At 73.3% G+C, this 22,429-nt stretch carries 21 protein-coding genes; 8 read left to right on the forward strand and 13 right to left on the reverse strand.

The features are described from left to right. Nucleotides 1-37: 37 nt before the first annotated feature. The gene (locus tag AB0F61_RS02655) at nt 38-3,355 is read left to right on the forward strand and encodes an AAA family ATPase (RefSeq protein WP_357802591.1); all 3,318 of its coding nucleotides are present in this window, start codon (nt 38-40) and stop codon (nt 3,353-3,355) included. A 58-nt stretch (nt 3,356-3,413) separates the two neighbouring features. Here AB0F61_RS02655 and AB0F61_RS02660 read toward each other — a convergent pair whose 3' ends face one another. From AB0F61_RS02660 to AB0F61_RS02670, 3 genes are read right to left on the reverse strand one after another with little or no spacing between them, the layout of a single operon-like run. Further along, nucleotides 3,414-4,271, reverse strand: coding sequence for an ABC transporter permease (locus tag AB0F61_RS02660; protein WP_357802593.1), 858 nt, complete (start codon nt 4,269-4,271; stop codon nt 3,414-3,416). Then, nucleotides 4,268-5,281 carry an ATP-binding cassette domain-containing protein gene (locus AB0F61_RS02665; RefSeq protein WP_357802595.1) on the reverse strand — a complete coding sequence of 338 codons (1,014 nt, stop codon included), beginning with the start codon at nt 5,279-5,281 and terminating at the stop codon, nt 4,268-4,270. The genes AB0F61_RS02660 and AB0F61_RS02665 overlap by 4 nt, the downstream gene beginning before the upstream one ends. 29 nt (nt 5,282-5,310) lie before the next feature. Next, nucleotides 5,311-5,868 carry an NAD(P)H-dependent oxidoreductase gene (locus AB0F61_RS02670; RefSeq protein ID WP_357802597.1) on the reverse strand — a complete coding sequence of 186 codons (558 nt, stop codon included), beginning with the start codon at nt 5,866-5,868 and terminating at the stop codon, nt 5,311-5,313. A gap of 132 nt (nt 5,869-6,000) precedes the next feature. On the opposite strand from AB0F61_RS02670, the gene AB0F61_RS02675 reads away from it, so the two are divergent. Beyond that, nucleotides 6,001-6,516: a GNAT family N-acetyltransferase gene (locus AB0F61_RS02675; RefSeq protein WP_357802599.1), complete on the forward strand. Its 516-nt coding sequence runs from the start codon at nt 6,001-6,003 to the stop codon at nt 6,514-6,516. Nucleotides 6,517-6,541: 25 nt separating this feature from the next. Here the strand turns inward: AB0F61_RS02675 and AB0F61_RS02680 are convergent, their stop codons facing one another. Then, complete coding sequence (locus tag AB0F61_RS02680; protein ID WP_357802601.1) at nt 6,542-7,528, reverse strand: aldo/keto reductase; 987 nt, start codon at nt 7,526-7,528, stop codon at nt 6,542-6,544. Between the two features lie 82 nt (nt 7,529-7,610). Next, nucleotides 7,611-8,363 (reverse strand): SDR family oxidoreductase, encoded by a 753-nt coding sequence (locus tag AB0F61_RS02685; protein ID WP_357802603.1) that lies wholly within the window; start codon nt 8,361-8,363, stop codon nt 7,611-7,613. A 102-nt stretch (nt 8,364-8,465) separates the two neighbouring features. Between AB0F61_RS02685 and AB0F61_RS02690 the strand changes: the two genes are divergently transcribed. After that, nucleotides 8,466-9,308, forward strand: coding sequence for a helix-turn-helix transcriptional regulator (locus tag AB0F61_RS02690; protein ID WP_357802605.1), 843 nt, complete (start codon nt 8,466-8,468; stop codon nt 9,306-9,308). 78 nt (nt 9,309-9,386) lie between these two features. Here the strand turns inward: AB0F61_RS02690 and AB0F61_RS02695 are convergent, their stop codons facing one another. The 3 genes from AB0F61_RS02695 to AB0F61_RS02705 form a co-directional block, all read right to left on the reverse strand. Further along, nucleotides 9,387-10,082, reverse strand: coding sequence for a hypothetical protein (locus tag AB0F61_RS02695; protein ID WP_357802607.1), 696 nt, complete (start codon nt 10,080-10,082; stop codon nt 9,387-9,389). Between the two features lie 80 nt (nt 10,083-10,162). Beyond that, nucleotides 10,163-11,014 (reverse strand): aldo/keto reductase, encoded by an 852-nt coding sequence (locus AB0F61_RS02700; RefSeq protein WP_357802609.1) that lies wholly within the window; start codon nt 11,012-11,014, stop codon nt 10,163-10,165. Nucleotides 11,015-11,113: 99 nt separating this feature from the next. Continuing rightward, complete coding sequence (locus AB0F61_RS02705) at nt 11,114-12,079, reverse strand: LysR family transcriptional regulator (RefSeq protein WP_357802611.1); 966 nt, start codon at nt 12,077-12,079, stop codon at nt 11,114-11,116. Between the two features lie 51 nt (nt 12,080-12,130). On the opposite strand from AB0F61_RS02705, the gene AB0F61_RS02710 reads away from it, so the two are divergent. Beyond that, entirely contained in the window at nt 12,131-13,045 is a 915-nt protein-coding gene (locus tag AB0F61_RS02710; RefSeq protein WP_357802613.1) for a serine hydrolase, read from the forward strand. A gap of 153 nt (nt 13,046-13,198) precedes the next feature. Further along, nucleotides 13,199-14,176, forward strand: coding sequence for an MBL fold metallo-hydrolase (locus tag AB0F61_RS02715; RefSeq protein ID WP_357802615.1), 978 nt, complete (start codon nt 13,199-13,201; stop codon nt 14,174-14,176). Between the two features lie 32 nt (nt 14,177-14,208). Here the strand turns inward: AB0F61_RS02715 and AB0F61_RS02720 are convergent, their stop codons facing one another. The 3 genes from AB0F61_RS02720 to AB0F61_RS02730 are packed head-to-tail and all read right to left on the reverse strand — an operon-like array spanning nt 14,209 to nt 16,600. Continuing rightward, nucleotides 14,209-14,748, reverse strand: a complete 540-nt coding sequence (locus AB0F61_RS02720; protein WP_357802617.1) for a DUF1697 domain-containing protein — start codon at nt 14,746-14,748, stop codon at nt 14,209-14,211. A gap of 29 nt (nt 14,749-14,777) precedes the next feature. Continuing rightward, the gene (locus AB0F61_RS02725) at nt 14,778-15,446 is read right to left on the reverse strand and encodes a response regulator transcription factor (RefSeq protein ID WP_357802619.1); all 669 of its coding nucleotides are present in this window, start codon (nt 15,444-15,446) and stop codon (nt 14,778-14,780) included. Further along, nucleotides 15,443-16,600 carry a sensor histidine kinase gene (locus AB0F61_RS02730; protein WP_357802621.1) on the reverse strand — a complete coding sequence of 386 codons (1,158 nt, stop codon included), beginning with the start codon at nt 16,598-16,600 and terminating at the stop codon, nt 15,443-15,445. The genes AB0F61_RS02725 and AB0F61_RS02730 overlap by 4 nt, the downstream gene beginning before the upstream one ends. Nucleotides 16,601-16,769: 169 nt before the next feature. Between AB0F61_RS02730 and AB0F61_RS02735 the strand changes: the two genes are divergently transcribed. From AB0F61_RS02735 to AB0F61_RS02745, 3 genes are read left to right on the forward strand one after another with little or no spacing between them, the layout of a single operon-like run. Beyond that, complete coding sequence (locus AB0F61_RS02735; RefSeq protein ID WP_357802624.1) at nt 16,770-17,519, forward strand: ABC transporter ATP-binding protein; 750 nt, start codon at nt 16,770-16,772, stop codon at nt 17,517-17,519. Beyond that, entirely contained in the window at nt 17,513-19,942 is a 2,430-nt protein-coding gene (locus AB0F61_RS02740; RefSeq protein ID WP_357802626.1) for an ABC transporter permease, read from the forward strand. The genes AB0F61_RS02735 and AB0F61_RS02740 overlap by 7 nt, the downstream gene beginning before the upstream one ends. A 48-nt stretch (nt 19,943-19,990) precedes the next feature. Then, complete coding sequence (locus AB0F61_RS02745; RefSeq protein WP_357802628.1) at nt 19,991-21,082, forward strand: hypothetical protein; 1,092 nt, start codon at nt 19,991-19,993, stop codon at nt 21,080-21,082. Nucleotide 21,083: 1 nt separating this feature from the next. Here AB0F61_RS02745 and AB0F61_RS02750 read toward each other — a convergent pair whose 3' ends face one another. Continuing rightward, nucleotides 21,084-21,647 carry a heme-binding protein gene (locus tag AB0F61_RS02750; RefSeq protein WP_357802630.1) on the reverse strand — a complete coding sequence of 188 codons (564 nt, stop codon included), beginning with the start codon at nt 21,645-21,647 and terminating at the stop codon, nt 21,084-21,086. Between the two features lie 32 nt (nt 21,648-21,679). Then, nucleotides 21,680-22,429, reverse strand: a complete 750-nt coding sequence (locus AB0F61_RS02755; RefSeq protein ID WP_357802632.1) for a hypothetical protein — start codon at nt 22,427-22,429, stop codon at nt 21,680-21,682.

Genomic DNA, 22,429 nt, shown 5'->3' on the forward strand with positions numbered 1-22,429 from the left:
GGCCGGTGTCGGGGGGTTCCAGTACCGTCTGGGAACCATGGACGCGCGGCGCGGCGACGCCATCATCGGGCGGGATCACCCCGCAGGTCTGCTGCGCGCCGAGCTGGACCGGGCCGCCACCAGCCACGGCGGCCTCGCCCTGGTCACCGGCGAGCCGGGCATCGGCAAGACGACCCTTGTCACGTCCGCGGCGCGGGAGGCCCGGCAGCGGGGCGCGCTGGTGCTCGGCGCCGCCTGCTGGGATTCCGACAGCGCCCCCGGCTACTGGCCGTGGGTGCAGGTGCTGCGCGGTCTGCGACGTTCCGCCGACGACTGGGCGGTGGCGCGGCAGGCCGCCGAACCGGCCCTCACGGCCCTGCTCGGCGAGTCCGGCACCAGCAAGGAGCAGGCCGACCGCCTGACCGGTTGGGCCGGCGTCGACACCGGCCCGGACGTCGCCGACCAGGAGGCGTTCGCGCTGTACGACGGGGTGACGGCCGCACTTGTCGCGGTCTCCCAGCGCCGGCCGGTAGTGGTCATCCTCGACGACCTGCACTGGGCCGACCCGGCCTCACTGCGGCTGCTGAGCTTCGCCGCCCAGCACACCTGGTTCGAGCGCCTCCTGCTGATCGGCACCTACCGCGACGCCGAGGTCGAGTCGGGTGAGCACCCGCTCCGACCGTTGCTGATGCCGCTTGTCGCGAAGGCCACCACCGTCACCCTCACCGGCCTCTCCCGGGACGAGGTGGCGGCGCTGATGACCCGGACCGCCGGGCGGGAGCCGGATGCCGGCCTCGTCGACGAGGTGCACCGGCGCACCGGCGGCAACCCGTTCTTCATCGAGCAGACCGCCCGGCTGTGGCACGCCGACGAGGCCGCGGACACGATCGCGCCCGGCGTACGGGAGGCGGTGCGGCGTCGCCTGGCCCTCCTGCCCCCGCCCGTGGTCGAGGCGCTCACCGTCGCCGCCGTGCTGGGTCGCGAGTTCCACCGTCAGGTCCTCGCGGCGTGCGTGACCGCCCCCGTGGCGCAGGTCGACCGGCTGCTCGACCGCGCGCTGACCGCCCGCCTGGTGGTCGCCCGGGGCGGCGGCCGGTTCACCTTCGCCCACGACCTGGTCCGCGAGACGCTCTACGACGGTCTGGCCGACGACGACCGGCAGGCCCGGCACGGCGCTGTGGTCCGGGCGGTCGACTCCCTGCGGGAGCTCACCGACCTGCTGATCCCGGCCGACCTGGCCCGGCACGCCTACCTCGCCGGCCCGGCGCTCGACCGGGCCCGGGTGGCCACGCTGCTTGTCGCCGCCGGCCGGGACGCCTTCGCCAGGCTTGCCACCGACGAGGCCGCAGTGCATTTCCGCCGGGCGCTGGAGGTCGTCGAGGACCGGACGCAACGGGTGCGGATCCTCGTCGAGTTCGGTGAGGCGCAATATCACCACGCCGGCCGGGAGGAGGCCGGGCGACTGCTCAGCGAGGCCGGCACACTGGCCCGCACCCTCGACGACCCGGTCCTGCTGGCCCGGGTAGCGCTCATCGTCAACCGCGCCCGCCAGGTGGAGACCGCCGACTCGATCGAGGCGGCGGAGTTGGTCCGCGAGGCGTACCGGCGGCTGATCGGCGAACCGGGCCCCGCCGCGTCGGTCGGCGCGTTGATCGCCGACCTGATCACCGCCACCGAGTCGATCGCCCGTCGAGGGCGGGACGACGAGGCGCTCACCTTCAGCCTTTGGGCCCGCCACGACACCACCTGGGGGCTGGGCACCGCGGCGACCCGAGCCGCGCTGACCGCCGAGATCCGCGACGTGGCCCGCCGCACGGGAGACCGCGAGACCGAGCACTGGGCCACCTCGCTGCGCTGGGTGGCGCTGCTGGAGTTGGGCGACCCCCGCTTCAACGAGGAGTTCACCACCTTCGTGAGCGTCGACCGGCGGGGCGACCTCGCTCGGCACCGGATGGCGGCAACCGTCGACAGCGCGATCATCGCGGCCTTCCGAGGGGACTTCGCCGAGGCCGACAGGAGGTTCGCCGACATCACCGACCTGAGCCATGCCGAGTTCGGCTTCATGGGTCATCACCTGCGCTGGTCCCGGCTGCTGTTGCAGGGCCGGCACGCCGAGGCCGAAACCCTGCTGGACGGCCTGGCACCGGTCGACTACCCCTACCGGGAGTTGCTGCGGGCGATCACCGCGGCGGAGCGAGGCGACGACGAGACGACGGTCCGGCTGACCACCGGCATCGAGGCGGCCACCATCCGGTACCCGCGCCCGGTGTCGCCGCTCTGGCTACGGTTGCGCGCGCAGGTCGCCGCGGCGTCCGCCGACCCGCGACGCTGCGACGCCGCGCGGGCCGCGCTCGCCCCGCACCGCGGAGAGTGGACGGTGGGGCTGTTCGGCTGCGACATCAGCGGTCCCGTCGACCACTGGCTGGCGCTTGTCGACGCCGCCCAACAGCGCTGGGACGACGCCGTCGCCGGCTTCACTGCCGCGCGTGACTCCGCCGACCGGTTGGGCTCCCGCCCCTGGTCGCTCATCGCCCGCGCCGGCCTGGCGAACGCCCTCGCCGGGCGGGGCCGCCCGGCCGACGCCGCGACGCTTGCCGCGTTGCGCGCCACCACCGTCCGGGAGGCAACAGCTCTCGGCATGACGCAGGTGCTCCACCGGCTCGGCGTGACCTCCACCGCTGCGGCCGGGCCCACCGCCACCGCACACCAGGTCGTCGCGCCGGGACCGACCGCAGCAGCCTGGTCCGGCCAGCCGGCCGCGCCGGACCAGGGCGTCCGGCCAGTCACAATCGGCGCAGGGCAGGCCGCAGCAGACGCGCCGGCCGGCGAGGGGTACGAGTTTCGGCGCGACGGGCCGGTCTGGCGACTCGGGTACGCCGGGTCGGTGGTGCACCTGCCGGACGCCAAGGGCCTGCGCGATCTGCACCTGCTGCTGAGTCGGCCGGGCAGCGACCTGCCGGCGGTGGAGCTGCTCGACCCGGCCGCCGGCCCGGAGTTGGTGGCCGCCCGCCGGATGGGTGCCGATCCCGTCCTCGACGACGAGGCGAAGGCCCGCTACCGGCAACACCTGGCACGTCTCGACGAGGAGATCGACCGGGCCGCGGCACGCGACGACGACCGGAAGGTGGCCGCGCTGGACGTCGAACGGGGTGCGTTGCTCGACGAACTGCGTGCCGCGGCGGGGCTGGCCGGCCGGAGTCGCCGGCTCGGCGACGAGGCCGAGCGGGCCCGCAAGACGGTGACCGCGCGGATCCGGGACACGTTGCGCAAGCTCGACGAGCGGCACCCGGCCCTCGCCGGCCACCTGCGCGAATCCGTCTCGACCGGCACCACCTGCCGCTACCTGCCCCCCGAGCCACTGCCCTGGCGGCTCTGAGAACGACCCACCCCACCCCTGCCGTGGCGAGGGTGGGGTGGGGTGGGGTGGGACAGGGTCAGCGGCGGTTGTACCTGTACATGGTCAGGGTGCCGAAGACGAGCACGAAGCCGGCACTCCACAGCAGCAGCCACATCGTGGCCGTCGGGTCCGACTCGCCGCTCATCGCACCGCGGATCGAGGCCACCAACTGCGTCACCGGGTTGACCTTCACGAACGCCTGGAGCCAGCCGGGCATGGTGCTCGGCTCGACGAAGACGTTGCTCAGGAACGTCAACGGGAACAGCACCATCATGCTGACCCCCATCACCGACTTCTCGCTGCGCAGGATCAGTCCGAAGAACGTCCACACCCAGGAGAACGCGAACGAGAAGACCACCAGCAGCCCGATCCCGACGGCCGCACCGACCACCCCGCCGGCGGGGCGGAACCCGAGCACCAGTCCGAGGCCCAGGATCACCACGGCGGCCAGGATGTAGCGCAGCACGTCGCCGAAGATCATGCCGACCAGGGCGGCGGGACGCCAGACGGGCAGCGTCCGGAACCTGTCGAAGATGCCCTTCTCGATGTCGGTGTTGAGGCCGATACCGGTGTACATGGTGATCATCACGACGCTTGTCACCATGATGCCGGGCAGGAAGAACTGGAGATATTCGCGCGGGCTGCCGGCGAGGGCGCCGCCGAACAGGTACGTGAACATCAGCACCATGATGATCGGGAACGCGGTCACGTCGAAGAGCTGCTCCGGCACGTGCTTGATCTTCAGCATGGCCCGCCAGCCGAAGGTGAGCGACGCGCCCAGCGCGCTCGGTCGAGGCGGTCGGGCACCGGGCGCGAGCACCGTCGCCAGCGCCTCGGCGGACGGGACGTAGACAGCCGGCGCCCGTTCGGTCGTGGTGGTCGTGGCGTTGCTCATCGGGCCGTCTCCAGTTCGTTGTCGTGCTCGTCGGCCGGCACGGCCGGGTGATCGGTCAGGGCCAGGAAGACCTCGTCCAGGCTCGGCTGGCCCAGGGAGAAGTTGTCCACGACGATGCCGGCGCGGGCCAGGTCGCCGAGCGCACGAGAGGCCTGGGCGCTGGCGTCGAGGTCGGTGCCGGCCTCGCCGACCCGGGCGGTCAACGCCACCGGGTCGGCGGCGAGCTGCACCGGCACGTTGAGCGCCTCGCGGAGCACCTGCTCCGCCTGGGGCCGTTGAGCGGGGTCACGCAGTCGCAGGTGGACGGTGCCGGAGCCGACTGACGACTTCAGCTCACCCGGGGTGCCCTCGGCGATCACCCGGCCGTGGTCGACGACCGCGATCCGCCCGGCGAGCTGGTCGGCCTCGTCGAGGTACTGCGTCGTCAGCAGCACCGTCGTGCCGTGCGACACCACCGCCCGGACGATCTCCCACACCTGGTTGCGGCTGCGCGGGTCGAGGCCCGTCGTCGGCTCGTCGAGGAAGAGCAGGTCAGGGGTGTTGAGGATGCTGGCGGCGATGTCGATGCGCCGCCGCATCCCGCCCGAGTACTTCTTCACCTGGCGGTCACCCGCCTCGGTCAGACCGAACGCGGCGAGCAGGGCCGCCGCGCGGTCCCGGGCGGCCGGCTTGCGCAGGCCGAGCAGGCGGCCCAGGAGCACCAGGTTCTCCGTACCGGTCAGGTCCTCGTCGACCGAGGCGTACTGGCCGGTGAGGCTGACCCGGGAGCGGACCTTGTCGGCCTCGGTGACCACGTCGTGCCCGAACACCCGGGCCGAACCACCGTCGGGGCGCAGCAACGTCGCGAGCACCCGGACGGCTGTGGTCTTGCCCGCCCCGTTCGGGCCGAGCAGGCCGTAGACGGTGCCGGCGGGCACCTGGAGGTCGATGCCGGCCAACGCCCGGGTGTCGCCGAACGAGCGGGTCAGTCCCTCGGCCTCGATGGCCAGGCCGGTGGTGCGTCTACTCATGATTCGTACCTTTCGGTGTGGGCGTTTCCTCAGGAGACGTAGGGCCGGGCGGCCCGGCCGTCGCGCAGGGCCAGACCCCACCAGCGGAGCTGGTCGAGCAGGACGCCGACGTCCCGGCGCACCTCGTCGGTGCACTGCGGCGTCGGCTCGCCGGCGAGCAGGTCGATTCCGACGACGTCGCGCACCGTCATGGCGTGCAGCGCGGTGAAGACCGTGCGTAGCTGGTCGACCGCGTGCCGGCCGGTGGACCGACAGCCGTACGACACGAAGCCGACCGGTTTGGCCTGCCACTCGTCGTACGCGTAGTCGATTGCCTGTTTCAAGGGCGCCGGGAAGCTGTGGTTGTACTCGGGGGTGACCACGACGAACGCCTCCGCCCGGCCCACCTCGCGGACGAACGCCCGGATGGACGGGGTCGGCTCGGCGGGGTAGCGGCCCGGGAAGTCGTACTCGGTCAGGTCAACGACAGTCACCGCCAGGTCGTCGTGCCGCACGGCCTGATCGACGAACCAGCCGGCGACCCGGTCACCGGCGCGTCCCTCCCGGGTGCTGCCGATGATCACGGCGACCCGCAACGGTGTCCTCATCGCCACCCCCCTTCCACCAGCACGGCGCGAGACGGCGGCCGGACCCCGCTAGATCCGATCTAGCGGGCGGCGTTTCGCTGTGGAATGTCGGTGGGGATCGGCTTGACTGGGGTCGACGAACAGGGGAGTGGGATGGCTCAGGTACGCATCGACCCGTGGCGCGAGGAGGATCTCGACCTGCTGCGGCGGCTCAACACCCCGGAGACGCGCAAGCACACCGGCGGCCCGGAAACCGACGAGCAGGTGCTGGTCCGGCACGAGCGCTACCTGCACTTCGCCGACGACGGTCAGGGTTGCATGTTCGTCATGGTCCTGCCGGACGGGGCGCGGGTGGGCAGCGTCGCCTACTGGTCCCGGCAGTGGCGGGACCAGCGGGTCTACGAGATGGGCTGGGCGGTGCTGCCCGCGTACCGGGGGCAGGGGCTGGCCACCGCCGCGGTGCGCGCGGTGGTCGACGTGGCCCGCGCCCGGCGGACCCACCGCCACGCTCACGCCTACCCTTCGGTCGACAACCTCGCCTCGAACGCGGTCTGCCGCAAGGCCGGGTTCACACTGCTCGGTGAGACCGGTTTCGAATACCCACCGGGGCAGATGATGCGCGCCAACGACTGGCAGCTCGACCTGACCGCCCCGCCGACCGAGGGTTGAGGTCGACGGGGCGGCCGGTGACAGGTCACCAGGTGGTGTCGAGGCGGTGCCGCTGCTCGGCGGTCAACTCCAGGTCCACCGCTGCCAGGCTCTCCTCCAGTTGCGCCACCGAGGAGGCGCCCACCAGCGGGATGGACGGCAGGTCGCCGCCCAGCAACCAGGCCAGGACCACCTGGTTGACAGTCGCGCCGGTCTGCCCGGCCACCTCCCGCAGCACGGCCAACCGTCGGGGTGCGCTCGGCAGGTCGTACGCGGCGCTGAGCGGCTTGTCCGCCCTGGTGAACGCCCCCTTGAGCAGCGGCGAGTACGCCACCAGGGTCAGCTCCGGCTCGGCCCGCAGGTAGCTGAGCAGGTCACCACCGACACCGCCCGGCTCGCCGTCCGGGTCCAGCTCGCTGACCAGGTCGGTGCGGTTCGGCAGGTAACTGCGGTGGTACTGGAGCACCTCGTACCCCGGCAGGCCGGCGGCGGCGGCCAGGGCGCGGGCCCGCTCCACCCGCCAGGCGCGGTGGTTGCTCGCGCCCAGCAGGCCCACAGTCCCCTCGGCGACCAGCTCGGCGAAGCCCTCCACGGTCTCCGCGAGGGGCACCGTCCGGTCCTCGATGTGCGCGTAGAGCAGGTCCAGCCGGTCCACCCCGAGGCGGTCGCGGCTGCGCTCCGCCGACTCGCGGATCACCTTCGCCGACAGGCCCTCGGCGTTGTCCAGGTAGCTGGTGCCGGGGGCCAGCGGACGGGCACCCAACTTGGTGGCGATGACGATCTCGGTGCCGACGCCCCGGCTGCGCCGCCACCGTCCGAGCAACTCCTCACTTTGGCCGCCCTGCGAGCCGTCGACCCAGAACGCGTAGTTGTCCGAGGTGTCGATGAAGGTGCCGCCCGCCTCGACGTACCGGTCGAGGATCGCGTACGAGGTGGCCTCGTCGGTGGCGCTGCCGAACAGCATCGCGCCGAGGCTGAGCACGCTGACCTCGCGCCGGGTCGCCGGGTCGGTGCCGATCGTGCGGTACCGCATGGGATCTCCTTCCGTGCGCCCTACCGGTGGGCGCCCGAGGATCACCCTGGCGGCTGGAGTGCGCTCCAGGTCAAGCGCTCGTTCACCAGGGCAGTACGCCGTACCCGCCGCCGGCGTCCATCTGGAAACCCCAGAGCAGCCCGCTCGGACCGTCGGCCGGCAACGTCGCCAGGTGCGTACTCACCTCCGCGCCCTGCTCGGCGGTGCGGAAGCCGTGGTGGCCGTTGAGGTCGGTGGCGCAGTAGCCCGGGTTCGCCGCGTTCACCTTGATCGGGGTGTCCCGCAACTCCTTGGCGTACATGGCGGTGAGCATGTTCAGCGCCGCCTTCGACGACGGGTACGGCACGGAGGTCAACTCGAACAACGCGCCGGCCGGGTCGGTCATCACCGCGATCGAGCCGACCTCGCTGGAGACGTTGACGATCCGGGCCGCGGGTGCCCGGCGCAGCAGCGGCAGCAGCGCGTTTGTCACTGTCACCACCCCGAACACGTTCGTCTCGTACAGCCGGCGCAGCGTCGCCACAGTCGTCTCGCTGGGCAGCCCCCGCGTGCCGTCGGCGAGGACGATGCCGGCGTTGTTGACGAGCACGTCCAGCCGGCCGTGTTCCGTCTCCACCCGCTTCGCGGCGGCCGTGACCGACTCGGCGTCGGTGACGTCCAGCGGCACGAACGCCGCGTCCGCGCCGCCGTCGCGCAGCTTGAGTTCCGCTGCCCGGCCACGCTCGGCGTCGCGCGCGCCCACCAGCACTGTCATCCCGAGGGCGCCGAGCTGTCGGGCGGTGGCGAAGCCGATCCCCTTGTTGGCCCCGGTGATCAGGGCGGTCATGTTCGTCATGCCGTCGAGCCTGTCCCCGCCGGCGGCACCGGGGGAGAGACGGAACGAGGCTGGGACCGGCGGTACCACCCTGGCGGGCCCGGGCCGGGGCATGCTGGAGGCATGACGAGCAGCGGCCTGCGGCGGGACGAACTGGCGGCGTTCCTGCGCAACCGTCGCGCCCGGCTGCGCCCCGCCGAGGTCGGCCTCCCCGACGGGGTACGCCGGCGCACCCCCGGCCTGCGCCGGCAGGAGGTCGCCCAGCTCGCCGGGATGTCGATCGACTACTACATCCGGCTGGAGCAGGGCCGGGGGCCGCACCCGTCCCGGCAGGTGCTCGCGGCGATGGCCCGGGCGTTGCTGCTGAGCCGCGACGAGCGGGAGTACCTGTTCCGGATCGCCGGGGAAAATCCGCTCCCGGCCGGCGGGCCGAGCCGGGAGGTGACCCCCGGCATACGGCACCTGCTCGACGCGATGACCGAAACCCCGGCGTACCTCGTCGACGCCGCGTACCACGTGCTGGCCTGGAACCGCCTGGCCACGTACTTCGTGGGGGATCTCGCGGCCGTGCCGGACGCGGACCGCAACATGATCCGCTGGACGTTTCGGCAGCCGGCGACCGGCGCGCACTGGACCGATGCCGAGGTGATCCGATTCGTGCGCAGCACGGTCGCGGACCTGCGGGCCGCCTACGGCCGCTACCCGGCCGACCCGGCGATCCGCGAACTGGTTACCGAGCTGCTCGGCACCTCGCCCCGGTTCGCTCGGCTCTGGGCGGAGCACGACGTCGAGGAACGCCGTCCGGTCGTCAAGCGGGTGCCGCACCCCGACCTGGGGCCGTTGGAGTTCGAGTGCCGCGTCCTGCTGGTGCCGGAGACCGATCAGCGGATGATCGTCTACGTCCCCGAGCCCGGCTCGGCGACCCACGCGGTGTTCCGCCGGATCGCCGAGCGCGTCGGCTCCTGACCTGAGCGGCAGCCGACGGGGTCGCCAGCCGGGGGAGAGGCGGGCGCCACCGCGGTGGTGTCCGCCCCACGGTGGCGTTCAGACGGCCTTCTCGAAGGCGGCCACCGCCAACGGCGCGATCTTCGCGATCAGCGCGGTGCTCGCCGCCAGGTCACCGTCGCTCGCCGAGGCGTCCACCTCCATGACGAAGTTGCCGCGCACCAGGATCAGCGTGCACTGGTGCCGGGTCGCGTTTCCCTTCAGCCGCTCGCAGAAGGTGATCACGTCGGGGCCGTTCGGCACCGGCGGAGGCGACGGCCGCACGATCGTCGATGTGCGCCCGTCGTCGGGCACCTCGTACTCCTTGCACGTCGACAGGACCGACCGCAGCTCGTCGGCGAGCTTGCGGCCGGGCACCTTCAGGTAGCCGACCACGTACTGCCGGATCCGCACGCTCTCGCCGTCCCAGAGCCGCTCCCGCTGGGCGGTGCGTTTGATGTCCGACGGCAGGCTCGCCCGGCACAGGGATATCAGCTTCCACGCATTGGTGTTCTCGTCGGTGTACTGGGCGGTCTCCGGGTGGAACTGCGCGTCCAGGTTCAGCATCGATGCGGTGACCCGGCTGCGGACCTCGGCCGTGGAGGTCGGCGCCGGACGCGGCTTCGGCGGGGTCGGCGAGGCCGACACCGACGGCGCGGACCAGCGGGGAGCCTCGGCGGCCTGGCTCGGTGCGCAGGCCGCCGAGCCGAGCAGGAGCAACGACAGCGGAAGCAGGAGGGTACGGCGGAGCGACATCGCCGGCGGCGGTCCTTTCACGCGAAAAAGGGGGGCCCGACCGGGCCCCCCTTTCAGTGGCGTCGCCGCTGGCCGTCGCGTTACGCCGGCAGGTAGGCGAAGGTGTCCGGGTTCGGGCCCTGCCGCCCGGCCTCGCCCTTGTCCAGCGCGGTGATCCGCTCCATCGCCGCGTCGTCAAGCTCGAAGTCGAAGATCCGGGTGTTCTCCTCGATCCGCTTGGGAGTGGTCGACTTCGGGAAGATGATGTCGCCGCGCTGCACGTGCCAGCGGAGCACCACCTGCGCCGGGGTCCGGCCGACCTGCTCGGCGATGTCGACCACGGTCGGGTCGTCGAGCACCTTGCCCTGGGCGATCGGCGACCACGCCTCGGTGAGGATGTTGTGCTCCCGGCCGTAGGCGCGGACCTCGTCGTTACCGAAGTACGGGTGCGCCTCGATCTGGTTCACCGCCGGCACCACGCTCGCCTCGTCGGCCAGCCGCCGCAGGTGTGCCACCTGAAAGTTCGACACGCCGATCGAGCGGGCGCGGCCGTCGCGCTGGAACTCCTCAAGCACCTTCCAGGTCGAGACGTAGTCACCGTCGTACAGGGTCGGCAGCGGCCAGTGGATCAGGAACAGGTCGATGTAGTCCATCTTCAGCGCCGCGAGCGTCGAGTCGAACGCCCGGCGGGCGTCGTCGGGGCGGTGGAAGGCGTTGTTCAGCTTGCTCGTCACGTAGACCGAGCCCCGGTCGAGGCCGGACACCCGGACCGCCTCGCCGACCTCGGCCTCGTTGCCGTACATCTCAGCGGTGTCGATGTGCCGGTAGCCCGTCTCCAGGGCCGTCGTCACCGCCGCGACGGTGTCCTTCGGCTCGATCTGGAACACGCCGAAGCCGAGCTGCGGAATGGTGGTGCCGTCGTTCAGGCTGATGTCAGGAACGGTGTTTGCCATTGCGGCTCCTTCGCGTCGTCTTCGTTGCCTGTCATCCATACCCGAGCGGACGGCGATCCACCGGCCAACCCGGGGTGACGAGCGCAACGCGGGAACTGTTCACCCGGTCGTGTCGAAGAGCACCGGCCAGGGACGGGCCGCCGGCACCGACGTCGGCGCGGGCGCGGACGCGACGGGCCCCGCGTCGGCCAGCACCTCGGCGGCGAGCTGCCCGAACATCGACGCCGCCGGGTGCGCCGACCGGTCCGGCCAGGCCGCCGAGGTGCGCCGGACCAGCGACACGCCGTCGATCGGGCGCCAGGCGATCCGGGGTTCCCGACGCGCCACCGTCGCCGGTTCCACGGCCACCGCGCCGCCGGCGAGCACCAGCCCGAAGAGGAACTCCGGGTTGCGGGCCGGCCGGACCCGGGCTGGACGCCAACCGTGCTGCCGGCACACCGTCAGCAGGTGGTCGTGCCAACCGGGCGCGGTCGCCCGGGGCGCGGCCACCAGATCCAGACCGGCGAGCGACGCGAGCGCCACCGCACGACCCCGGGCCAGCGGCGAGGTCCGCGGCAGCAACACCCCGAGAGGTACGTCCACCGGGGCGCCGAAACGCAGCCCGTCCGCGGTCACCGGGTGGTGCACGAGCCCCACGTCCAGAGTCCGCTCGCCGAGCATCCGGGCCTGCTCGGCGGTGGTCAGCTCGTGCAGCTCCACGTCCAGGCCGGGCGCCCGGGTGGTGAGCCCGTCCAGCAGCGCGCGCAGCGTCACCGCGGGCGTCTCCGGCGGCACCCCGGCCCGGAGGACGCCCAGCTCACCCGCGCGGATCTGGCCCATCAGACTACGAAGCCGACCCGCACCGGCGAGCAGCTCCTCAGCCTCGCCGAGGAGCAGCTCACCGGCCGTGGTGAGGCGTACCTGGCGGCGGGACCTGTCGAACAACTCGACAGTCAGCTCCCGTTCCAGGCGCTGGATCGACTGGCTCAGGGGCGGCTGGGCCATCCCGAGCAGCTCCGCGGCCCGCCCGAAGTGCAACTCGTGCGCGACCACCACGAAGTGCCGCAGGTGCCGGAGCAGATCCACGGCCGGACCCTACGCCAGCGCCGGCCTCGCGCCGCTGGATACCGTGCCCACGTGGACGTGCAGGAACGTATCGAGGCCATCTTCGCCGCCGCCGGGGTGACGGCCAGCATGCACGCCGTCGACCTGGACGCCGTGGACCTGGCCGCCGACGGCCCGACCGGTGGTGGCCGGGAGGTCGGGGTGCGGACCGACGAGCAGGTGGTGATCGCCTCGATCTTCAAGATCCTGCTGGTGTTGGAGTTCGCCCGGCAGGTCGTCGCCGGCCAACTGGACCCGACCGAGCGGGTCCTGGTCACCGCCGCCGACCGGCTCGGCGGGTGGGGCCTTGCCGGCTGCACCGACGACGCCGAGGTGTCGCTGCGCGACCTGGCCTACTTCGCCATGTCGGTAAGCGACAACACCGCCGCCGACCTGCTGCTGCGCCGGGTCGGCCCGGACCTGCTGCCGATGCTCGCCGCCGAGCTGGGGTTGACCCGTACCCGCGTCCTCGGCGGCCCCCGGGACCTCGTCGAGGCGATGCTCGCCGACGTTGGCGCGCGCACCGACGCGGAGTTCGCCAGGATCTTCCCCACCCTGCCGGCGGAGAGGGTCTGGGCCATGCGGGTCTTCGACCCCGCGCGCACCACGTCCAGCACGGCCCGGGAGATCACCCGGCTGCTCACCCTGATCTGGCGGGACGAGGCCGGGCCGCCCGAAGCGTGCGCGATGGTCCGCACCTGGATGGCCCGGCAGCTCTTCTGGACCCGGCTGGCCGCCGGGTTCCCGCCCGGCGTCCGGGTCTTCGGAAAGACCGGCACCCTGCCCGGGTTGCACCTGGAGGCCGGCGTCGCCGAATACCCCGACGGCGGCCGGTACGCCATCGCCGTCTTCGCCCGCGCCGACCGGCTGGCCCCGCGCCGCATCGACGTGGACCTGGCGATGGGAGAGGCCGCCCGGACGGCTGTCGAGGCGCTCCGCGGCAATTGATTTCACACCCGTCCACGCGTCGGCGCACCGCCACTGAGCAGGTCCGATATGCGGCGGCGTATCGGAGCCGACCGCCGCTGATCTTGGACCCGGGTCGGGTGGCGCTGGTTGGCTCGGGTCGACCGATCACCCGAGCACGGGGAGTAGATCCGTATGCCCAACCTCGACCGCCGCCGCTTCCTGCGCGACGCCGCCGCCACCACCGCCCTCGTCTCCGCGGGCGGCCTCGCCGCCACCTCCGCCGCCCCGGCCCAGGCCGCACCGGCGGCCGCCGCCCCAGCGCCGACCAGCCGCCGCAGCGGCGCGGTCAGCTTCCGCTGGTGGGGTACCGCCGGCTGGCGCATCGACATCTCCGACCGGACGGTGCTTGTCGACCCCTTCCTCAGCCGCATCGACACCGGCCTGTTCGCCGGCGCCTTCAACACGGCCACCCCGTTGACAGTGCGCGCCGACGTGATCGACCCGCGCGTCGACAGGGCCATGACGGTGCTTGTCACGCACACGCACTGGGACCACTTCATGGACGTGCCGTACATCGCCAAGCGCACCGGCGCGCGGGTGTTCGGCACGCTCACCGCGTACCACCTCGGGCTGGCCTACGGGGTGCCGGCGGCGCAGCTCAGCGCCGTCAAGGGTGGCGAGGTGCTCGACTTCGGCGACCACAGCATCGAGGTGGTCAGCTCGTTGCACAGCCGCAACGCGTCGTACGCGGTGGCCTTCCCGGGGGTGCGGGTGACCCAGCCGCCGCTGCCGGCGACCGTCGGCGACCTGCCGGAGGGCGACACCCTGGGCTACCTGCTGCGGGTCGACGGCGGCCCGTCGGTCTACTTCACCGGGGCCAGTGACGTCGCCGAGCGCAACCTCACCGGGCTGGCGCCCGACGTGGCGATGGTGGCCATGCAGAGCGCCACCACCACCGGCGACTACCTGCCCCGGCTGCTGGCCGGCCTGGACTACCCGAAGGTCATCGTGCCGGTGCACTACGACAACTTCGAGACCCCGTTGCAGAACCCGCCTGTCGTCGCACCGACCGACCGCACCCGGCTGAACGAGATGATCGCGGCGATCCGCCGGATCTCGCCGCGCAGCCGGGTGCTGGTGCCCGAGTACGAGACCGCGTACCACTTCTGACCGGTACCGGGCGGGCGCCCGCGCCCGCCCGGTCAGCCGGCGGCCAGCTCCGCCAGGGCGCGTACCGACTTCCAGTTGCGGGTCGTGGCCACCACACCGAGCTTCTTCTCCAGGTACGCGTTCGTGAACTTCGACCGCCCGTACCCGCCGTCGACGAAGTGCAGGAAGACCTCCCGGCCGGTCACCGTGAACGACACGTTCTCCCCACCCGGCACCGCCAGCGCGTCCACTGTGGACTTCGTCGGAGCGGTCGCCAGGAAGGCCACCAGCAGCCGCGTCGGGTCGTCCTCCCGGTCGGCGTACGGGTTGCCGCCGGCCACCGCTGCCAACTCCCGGCCGCTGCGCACCAGCACCGGCACGGTCAACGCCAGCTCGTCGGCGAGCGCCCGTTCGATCCCGGCGGCCAGCTTCCCCGCGTCGCGCACGGTGCTGCCGAAGGCCACGTTGCCGCTCTGCAGGTACGTCTTGACGTCCTCGTGCCCGAGGTCGGTGACGATCCGGCGCAGATCGGCCATCGCCAGCCGGGTGGTGCCGACGTTGACCCCGCGCAGCAGGGCGACGTACCGGGTCATGACTCCTCCTCGGGTGCGGGTCGACCGGCTCAGCGTAGGCCGCCCGGCCCCACCAGACCCGTTTCGTAGGCGACGATCACCAGTTGCGCCCGGTCCCGCACCGCCAGCTTGGTCAACAACCGCCCGACGTGTGTCTTGACCGTCGCCGGGCTGAGGTTGAGCCGCGCGGCCAACTCCGCGTTGGACAGACCACGGGCGATGAGCGTGAGCACCTCCCGTTCCCGCTCGGTCACCCCGTCCAACTGGCGCGGCAACGGCCGGCTCGGCTCCGCCCGCCGGGCGAACTCGTCGATCAGCCGGCGGGTCACCGTCGGCGCGAGCAGCCCCTCACCGGCGGCGACCACCCGGATCCCGGCCAGCAGGTCCGCCGGCGGGGTGTCCTTCAACAGGAACCCGCTGGCCCCGGCGCGCAACGCGCCGTAGACGTACTCGTCCAGGTCGAACGTGGTCAGGATGATGACCCGGGTGCCGGCCGTCGCCGGGTCGGCGCAGATCCGCCGGGTCGCCTCGATGCCGTCCATCTCCGGCATCCGCACGTCCATCAGCACCACGTCCGGACGATGCTGACCGGTCAACGCGACGGCCTGCACGCCGGTGCCCGCCTCGGCAACAGTGGTGCAGTCCCCGGCGAGATCGACAAGCAGCCGGAAGCTGCCGCGCAGCAACGCCTGGTCGTCGGCGATCAGCACCCGGATCACGCGGCCACCCGGTAGGGCAGGCTGGCCGTCACCGCGAAACCGCCGTCGGAGCGGGGCCCGGCCCGGAACTCCCCGCCGTGCAACGCCACCCGTTCCCGCATGCCGGTCAACCCGTGACCCTCCCCGCCGATCAGGACCGGACGCCGGCCGTCATCGGTCACCTCCACCCGCACCTCGTCGGGGGTGACGGTCACCAGGGCCCGGCAGGCGGCCGGTGCCGCGTGCTTCACCACATTCGTCACCGCCTCCTGCACGATCCGGTACACCGCGAGGCCCACCGACTCGGGCACCGCGCCGTCCGCTTCCTCGCGTCGAACATCGAGCCGGACGTCGACGCCGCCGATCGCCGCCTGCCGGGCGAGCGCGGGCAGCTCGTCCAGGCCGGGCGTCGGCGCGTACGGGGCGCCCTCGCGCAGGACGCCGAGCACCCGACGGACGTCGGTGAGCGCGTTGCGGCCGGTCTCCTCGATCACCCGCAGGGCGGCCCCCGCCTCCCGAGGGTCGGCCTCGGCGACGTGGTTGGCGACGGCCGCCTTCACCACGATGAGGCTCAGCGTGTGCGCGACCACGTCGTGCAGCTCGCGCGCCACGCGCAGCCGTTCCTCAGTGGCGGCCTGACGGACCAGGTGGTCACTCTGCCGGGCGGCGAGGGCGCGCCGCTCCCGAAGCAACCAGCCGATCAACCAGGCCGGCGCGATCATGACGACCGCGTAGACGACACCGCCGGTCCGCGACCACAGGTCACCCGCGGTCAGCACCAGGCCGACGCTCACCAGCGTGAGACAACCGGCCGCACACAGCACCGACCGGCGCGTGGCCGTCGACACGGCCACCGTGTAGAAGGACAGGCCGATGGCGAACGCCGGCGCGGCGGCGGCGAAGTTGGGAATCACCCCGGTGACCAACGCCGCGGTGGTGCCGCCGCTGATCACCACGGCGACGGCGATCGGCCACCGTCGCCGGACCGCCAACGGGAGCCCGAGGGCGAGCCCGACGAGCACTGACACCCAGAGCGGTTCGCGTACGCCACCGTGCAGCGGCGACTCCAGCGCCGCGTACGGGCAGAGGAACCCACCGACGGCCAGGGCGAGCACGCCGTCCACGAGGTACAGGTCCCTCGGCCGCAGTCGCCGGGTCAGTAGGAGAGCGGTCACCTGTCCGACGGTATCGGCCGGCCGGATCGGCCGCGTCCACCCGTGGGTGGTCATCATCGAGGAGGACGGGCCGGTGTTTTAGGCCCGCCACCTCCACCCGGGGGTGGGCCGGAAAGTGCCCGCTCCGGCACGACGCGCGACACCCCGCACAAGCGGCACCGTGACGGTCATGACCACACACACGGTGACCCTGACGGGGCTGCGCGCGGTGTACGGCACCGGAACCCGGCGGGTGACGGCGCTCGACGGCGTGAGCACCAGCTTCGCGAGCGGCACGTTCACTGCGGTGATGGGCCCCTCGGGCTCGGGAAAGTCCACCCTGCTGCACTGCGCGGCGGGGCTGGACAGCCCGACCGAGGGGGTCGTCACGATCGACGGCATCCGCCTGAACGATCTCGGCGAGGACGAGCTGACCCGGTTGCGGCGCGACCGGATCGGGTTCGTGTTCCAGGCGTTCAACCTGGTGTCCACGCTGACCGCCGCGCAGAACGTCGAGTTGCCGTTGCGCCTGGCCGGCCGCCGACCACCGGTCCGGGACGTGACCGCAGCGCTCGACGCGGTGGGCCTGGCCGACCGGGCCGGGCACCGTCCGAGTGAGTTGTCCGGCGGCGAACAGCAGCGCGTCGCCGTGGCCCGCGCGTTGATCACCCGCCCCGCGGTCGTCTTCGCCGACGAGCCGACCGGGGCACTGGACAGTGCGGCGTCCCGTCAGGTGCTCCGGCTGCTCCGCGCGCTCGTCGACGACCACAACCAGACCGTCGTGATGGTGACCCACGATCCGGCCGCCGCCGCGTACGCCGACCGGGTCCTGCTGCTGGCCGACGGCCGCGTCGTCGACGAGCTGACCGCCCCGATCACCGCCGCCGCCGTCGCCGCCCGGATCGCCGAGCGGGAAACCGTCGTGGAGTCGTCGTGCTGAGCATCCGGCGCTCGGCCAGCGCGTTCGTGGCCGTCGCCATCGGGGTCGCGCTCGTCGCGGCGGCCACCCTGCTGCTCGCCTCCGGCCGCCCACAGGTGCCCGACCGGCTCGCGCGGGCGGCGGTAGTGGTGCAGAGCCCCGAGGCGGGCGCGTCGGCCGACCTGTTCCTGCCGACCCGCCCCTGGTCCGCGACCGCCACGACGGGACTCGTCGACCGGCTGGCCGCCCTGCCCGGTGTCGCGGCGGCGGTGCCGGACCGGACCTTCTACGCACAGCCGCTCGTCGACGGCCGAGCCTCGGCCGCCCACACCGGGCGGGAGGACGCCCACCAGGGGCACGGCTGGTCCAGCGCCCGACTGGGCGGACTGCGCCTGACGGCCGGCGAACCGCCCAGCCGGCCCGGCGAGGTGGTCGTCGACCGCGCCCTCGGGCTGCGTACCGGCGCGCCGGTCACACTGCTCACCGCGGCCGGCCCGGAGTCGTACACCGTCACCGGTCTGGTCGACGCGCCCGGCGTCCAGGTCGCGGACGAGGTCGCCGCCGCGCTCGCGCCCGGCGTCCGGGCCATCGGGCTGGTGCTCGCGCCGGGGACCGACCCCGAGCGGGTCGCCGCGGCGGCGCGCGGTGTCGTCGGCCCGGACGGACAGGTGCTGACCGGCGACGCGCGTGGCGCGCTGGAGCCGCGCGACGACGCCCGTACCCGCTGGATCGGCATGCAGGTGCTCACCGGCACGGCGGCTCTCGCCGGTTTCGTCACGGTGTTCGTGGTGGCCTCCACCTTCGCGTTCACCGTCGCGCAGCGCCGCCGTGAACTGGGTCTGCTCCGTGCCGTCGGCGCCACCGGACGCCAGGTCCGCCGCATGGTGTACGCCGAGGCGCTCGTCGTCGGCGTTTCGGCGGGCCTTGTCGGTCTGCTGGTGGGCGCGGTGCTCGCCCCACTCCTGGGTCGGCTGCTCGTCGATGTCGGCTTCGAACCATCGACCTTCCAGGTCCGGTACACGCCGTGGCCGGTCGCGCTCTCGCTCGTCGCCGGGCCGGTCATCGCGCTGCTGGCGGTCTGGTCCGCGTCGCGCCGGGCGGCGCGGGTTCGACCGTTGGAAGCGCTGCGCGAGGCGGCGGTGGAGCAACGGCCGATCGGTCGGCTGCGGGTCGGCACCGGTGCGCTGCTCGTCGCGGCCGGGGTCGCCCTCAGCGTCGGGACGGCGACCGCCGACGAGGCCCGCGTGGCGGCGCAGTACGCCCTGTACGCGGTGATGGCCCTGGTGGCCGGTGCCACGGTGCTCTCCCCGGCGGTGGTCGGTCCGGTGGTACGACTGCTGCGGTCCCCGGTGCGCGGCTCCGGTGGCGCGATCGGGATGCTGGTTCGGGGCGGAGCGCTGACCGCGACCCGGCGGACCGCGTCCACGGCCGCCCCGGTGCTGCTGACTGTCGCCTTCGCGGTGCTGGTGTCCGGGATGGTGCGGACCACCACCGCCGCGTACGCGGCAGGTCGGGCGGACAACGTGAACGCCGGCTGGATCGTGGTGCCCGACCGGGCGCCGGGTCTGTCGGACCAGGCGGTTGTCGCCACCGGTGGCACCGCACTCCTGCCGACCACTGTCTTCCGCACCGACCCCGCAACGGTGCCGGCGGACCGGCCACTGACCGCGCTCGGTGTGGACCCGGTCGGCTTCGCCGCCGCCAACCGGGCGCTGACAGTCGTCGCCGGCTCGCTCGACGACCTGCGCGGCGACGACACGGTGGTGGTGACCGCCTCGGCGAACCTGCGGCCGTCCGATCCGTACCCGGTGGTCTTCGCCGACGGGGAACTGGTCTCGCTGCGCGTCGTCGCCGTGGTCACCGACGACTCGCTCCCCGGCGACCTGCTCGTGCCCCGGGCTGTGGTGCGTACGCACGACCCGTCGGCGCTGACGTCCACGGTGTACGTCCGGGACCGGATCGACCCTCCGGTCGGCGCGCGGATCGTCGACGTCGCCACCTGGGCGGCCGAGGCGGACGCTGCCGAGGACCGCCTCGTCTGGCTCTTCACACTGCTGCTGATCGGTGTGTCGGCCGGCTACGGGGCCATCGCGGTGGCGAACACGGTGTTGCTGGCCGCCGCCGGACGGGCCGCCGACCTGCGGCTGATCCGCTTGGCCGGGGCGACCCGGCGGCAGGTCCTCTGGTTGGTCACGGCCGAGTCCGCGCTTGTGGTGCTGATCGGCGCGCTGCTCGGTGGAACTGTTGCCTTCGTCGGTCTGCTCAGCATCCGCGCGGGTCTCGCCGAGCAGGTCGGTGCCCCCGTCGACCTGGTGGTGCCGTGGTCGGTGATCGCCGGTGTGGTGGGGGTGTGCCTGCTGCTCGCGGCCCTGGCGAGCGTGCTGCCGACGTGGCGGTTGCTGCGGCACCGCCCCGCGCGGTCACCGCTCGGCATCGTCGGATGACCGCGTCCCCGCCCCCCGGGGAGGCGGGCGTGCCGCTACCGTCCACGGATGCGATCCGCGCGGCCGGTCGGGCTGCTGCTCTCCGCCGCCGCCGTGGTGCTCTGGGCGTTCGGCGTGACAGTGCTGCAACCGCTCACCGAGCCGATCGGCCCGTGGTCGGAGAGGCTGCCGGGCAACAACGCCTACTGGGCGCGCGACCTGCGGTTCATGGCGATCATGGCGGTGGCGGTCGGGCTGGTGCTGGCCGGCCGGGGGCGGTTGCGCTGGAGCCGACCGGCCGTGCTGCTCGGTGGCTGCTGGGTCGCCGCCGACGTGGCGATCGACCGGGTCGACCCGACCGGCGGCCAGGCGACTGCGCTGCTCGCCGTCGGCGGTTGCGCCGTGCTCGGTGCGCTCGCCGCCGTTCTGCTGTGGCGGGAGCGCGGCTCCTTTCCGGAGCACGGCGCGCCGGAAGCCGCCGAGCGGGGCCGGCCGTCAGCCTCGGGCCGCAGCGCACCGGAGGCCGCCGAGCGGGGCGGGCCGTCAGCCTGGGGCCGTGGCGCGCCGGACGCCGCCGAGCGGAAGGCGCTCACCGGTGCGGCCTGTGTGGCCGGGGTGCTGACGATCGTGGCGGCCGGCGTCGAGTCACCGACGGACCGGGAGCCGGAGTTGAACCAGGGTGCCCTGGTCACCGCGGCGCTGCTTGTCGTCCTGGCCGTCGCTGCCGCGCTGGCGGCGGCCCCGGCGCGGCCCCGGGCCCGCGTCGGGCTGGCCGCCGGGGTCGCCGTGGCGGCGCTGCTCGGCGTGGCACTGGTCCGTGCGGTTCCGCCCGAGACGCGACTCCTGCCGGAGATGGCCCTCGGGGCGGTGCTGCTCACCGGGGTGACCCTGTTGGCCTGGGACTGGCCGGGCGGTCGACCGGTCTGGCGGCACCACGCTCTGGCCGCCCTCGCCGCGCTTGTGGGCCCGGTGGCCTTCCTGCTGGTCACGGCGATCCCCATGCTGGTCGTGCTGCCGATCGGGGCGACGTTCACCGCACTGGCCGGCAACAGCCCGATCCACGCGGCCGACTCCGATCTGCTTGTCTCGTTGTGCGGGCTGCTCTCCGGGCTCGGGATGGCCCTGCTGCTGGCCTGGCCGACCGCCGGCATCCGCCGGTAGCTCACTCGACGACCGGCAGCACCACCTCGTTGCGGCGCAGGAACCACGGCTTCCACGGCAGGTCGAAGCGCGCGTACCGGATCGCGCCTGTCGGTTGCAGCCCGGTTGCGGTGACCGAACGGCCGAGCATGGTGGCGCGTTGGCTGAACGCCTGCTCCGTCCACCGCCCGGAGAACCGCACCGCCGCCGCCAGTTGCGCTGGCACCTCGCGGGTTCGCACCCTCGGGTCGACGGGCTCGGGCAGGGTGGCGGCGGTGAACACGACAGGCATCACGAACTGGATCAGGTACGCGCCCGGCCGCTCACCCTCCACCTGGACCACCGGAACGGTCATCGCGATCTTCTCCGAGCCGCCGGCCGCCGGCATCGCCGGCGCGGCGGAGCCGATCGGGTGCCGGGCCCGGTTGGCGCCACCGAGGTACGCGGCCAGCGGCCGGAACGCCTCGATCGGCGCCCGGGTGAACGACGCCTGGATCTGCATCTCGGCCACCAGGTGGGCGGGGTACCGACGCAGCTCGAAGCCGGGGTGTCGGGACACCACCCGGTACGGCTGCTGTTCGGTCATCGCGCGGCTCCCAGGATCTCCTGGGACAGACGCTACCGCCCGTCCGGCTCCCGCTCGGCCGAAGTCGCCTGCTCCGGCTCCGGGGCGACCGCCCGCGCGGTCAACCGCCAGTACTGTCGCTTGTCCTCGTCGCGCAGCACCACCCCGATCAGGGCCAGCTCCCGGCGTAGCTCCCGGGCGTCGTCGCGGCGGTCCCGCTCGATCGCCCGTTCGCGGGCGCGCAGCAGCGCGTCCGCGCCGGCGGGCAGACCGGGCAGGTCAGGCACCCACAGCCGGTACGCCGACTGGTGCGGATCGTCGTCCGCCCAGCTCCAGCCGTGCGCGCGGAACGCCTCCGCCAGTTTGGCGGCCGGCAGGTCCGTCGACTCCCGGGCCAGTTCCGCGCCGTCGCCGTCGAGCAGCACCAGGTGCTTGTCGGCGAGGAAGACCGCCCGGGTGTCGACCCGCGCGACGGCCCGGTCCTGGTCGGAGCGGCGCAGCCGGACCTGCGCCGCGTCGACGGTGACGATCAGCCGTTCGGCGGTGCCGATCCCGGCGACGACCAGGCCGGCCAGGACGCCCACCGCGACGGTGCCGGCGGTGGCCTGGGGCTCGGGCAGCCGGTCCAGCCACTCGACCAGGTCGCCGAACGGCACCCAGGGCAGCCGGGCGAGCCAGCCGGTCGTCGCCGCGAGCAGCCATCCGGCACCCGCGCCCAACAACGGGAAGCCACCCCACATGACGGCCAGCTCCAGCGGGCCGCCGCTGACCACGGTGCGTGGTCGGTAGCCGGCGACGTCCAT

This window comes from Micromonospora sp. NPDC023888, from assembly GCF_040639415.1.
Lineage (GTDB): Bacteria > Actinomycetota > Actinomycetes > Mycobacteriales > Micromonosporaceae > Micromonospora.

Bases quoted from the DNA above. Each gene is read 5' to 3' on its own strand.
- AB0F61_RS02670 (WP_357802597.1), bottom strand. From the start codon at position 5,868: ATGAGGACACCGTTGCGGGTCGCCGTGATCATCGGCAGCACCCGGGAG.
- AB0F61_RS02745 (WP_357802628.1), top strand. From the start codon at position 19,991: ATGCGATCCGCGCGGCCGGTCGGGCTGCTGCTCTCCGCCGCCGCCGTG.
- AB0F61_RS02735 (WP_357802624.1), top strand. From the start codon at position 16,770: ATGACCACACACACGGTGACCCTGACGGGGCTGCGCGCGGTGTACGGC.
- AB0F61_RS02655 (WP_357802591.1), top strand. From the start codon at position 38: ATGGACGCGCGGCGCGGCGACGCCATCATCGGGCGGGATCACCCCGCA.
- AB0F61_RS02720 (WP_357802617.1), bottom strand. From the start codon at position 14,748: ATGACCCGGTACGTCGCCCTGCTGCGCGGGGTCAACGTCGGCACCACC.
- AB0F61_RS02690 (WP_357802605.1), top strand. From the start codon at position 8,466: ATGACGAGCAGCGGCCTGCGGCGGGACGAACTGGCGGCGTTCCTGCGC.
- AB0F61_RS02660 (WP_357802593.1), bottom strand. From the start codon at position 4,271: ATGAGCAACGCCACGACCACCACGACCGAACGGGCGCCGGCTGTCTAC.
- AB0F61_RS02685 (WP_357802603.1), bottom strand. From the start codon at position 8,363: ATGACGAACATGACCGCCCTGATCACCGGGGCCAACAAGGGGATCGGC.
- AB0F61_RS02750 (WP_357802630.1), bottom strand. From the start codon at position 21,647: ATGACCGAACAGCAGCCGTACCGGGTGGTGTCCCGACACCCCGGCTTC.
- AB0F61_RS02695 (WP_357802607.1), bottom strand. From the start codon at position 10,082: ATGTCGCTCCGCCGTACCCTCCTGCTTCCGCTGTCGTTGCTCCTGCTC.
- AB0F61_RS02755 (WP_357802632.1), bottom strand. From the start codon at position 22,429: ATGGACGTCGCCGGCTACCGACCACGCACCGTGGTCAGCGGCGGCCCG.
- AB0F61_RS02665 (WP_357802595.1), bottom strand. From the start codon at position 5,281: ATGAGTAGACGCACCACCGGCCTGGCCATCGAGGCCGAGGGACTGACC.
- AB0F61_RS02680 (WP_357802601.1), bottom strand. From the start codon at position 7,528: ATGCGGTACCGCACGATCGGCACCGACCCGGCGACCCGGCGCGAGGTC.
- AB0F61_RS02675 (WP_357802599.1), top strand. From the start codon at position 6,001: ATGGCTCAGGTACGCATCGACCCGTGGCGCGAGGAGGATCTCGACCTG.
- AB0F61_RS02700 (WP_357802609.1), bottom strand. From the start codon at position 11,014: ATGGCAAACACCGTTCCTGACATCAGCCTGAACGACGGCACCACCATT.
- AB0F61_RS02715 (WP_357802615.1), top strand. From the start codon at position 13,199: ATGCCCAACCTCGACCGCCGCCGCTTCCTGCGCGACGCCGCCGCCACC.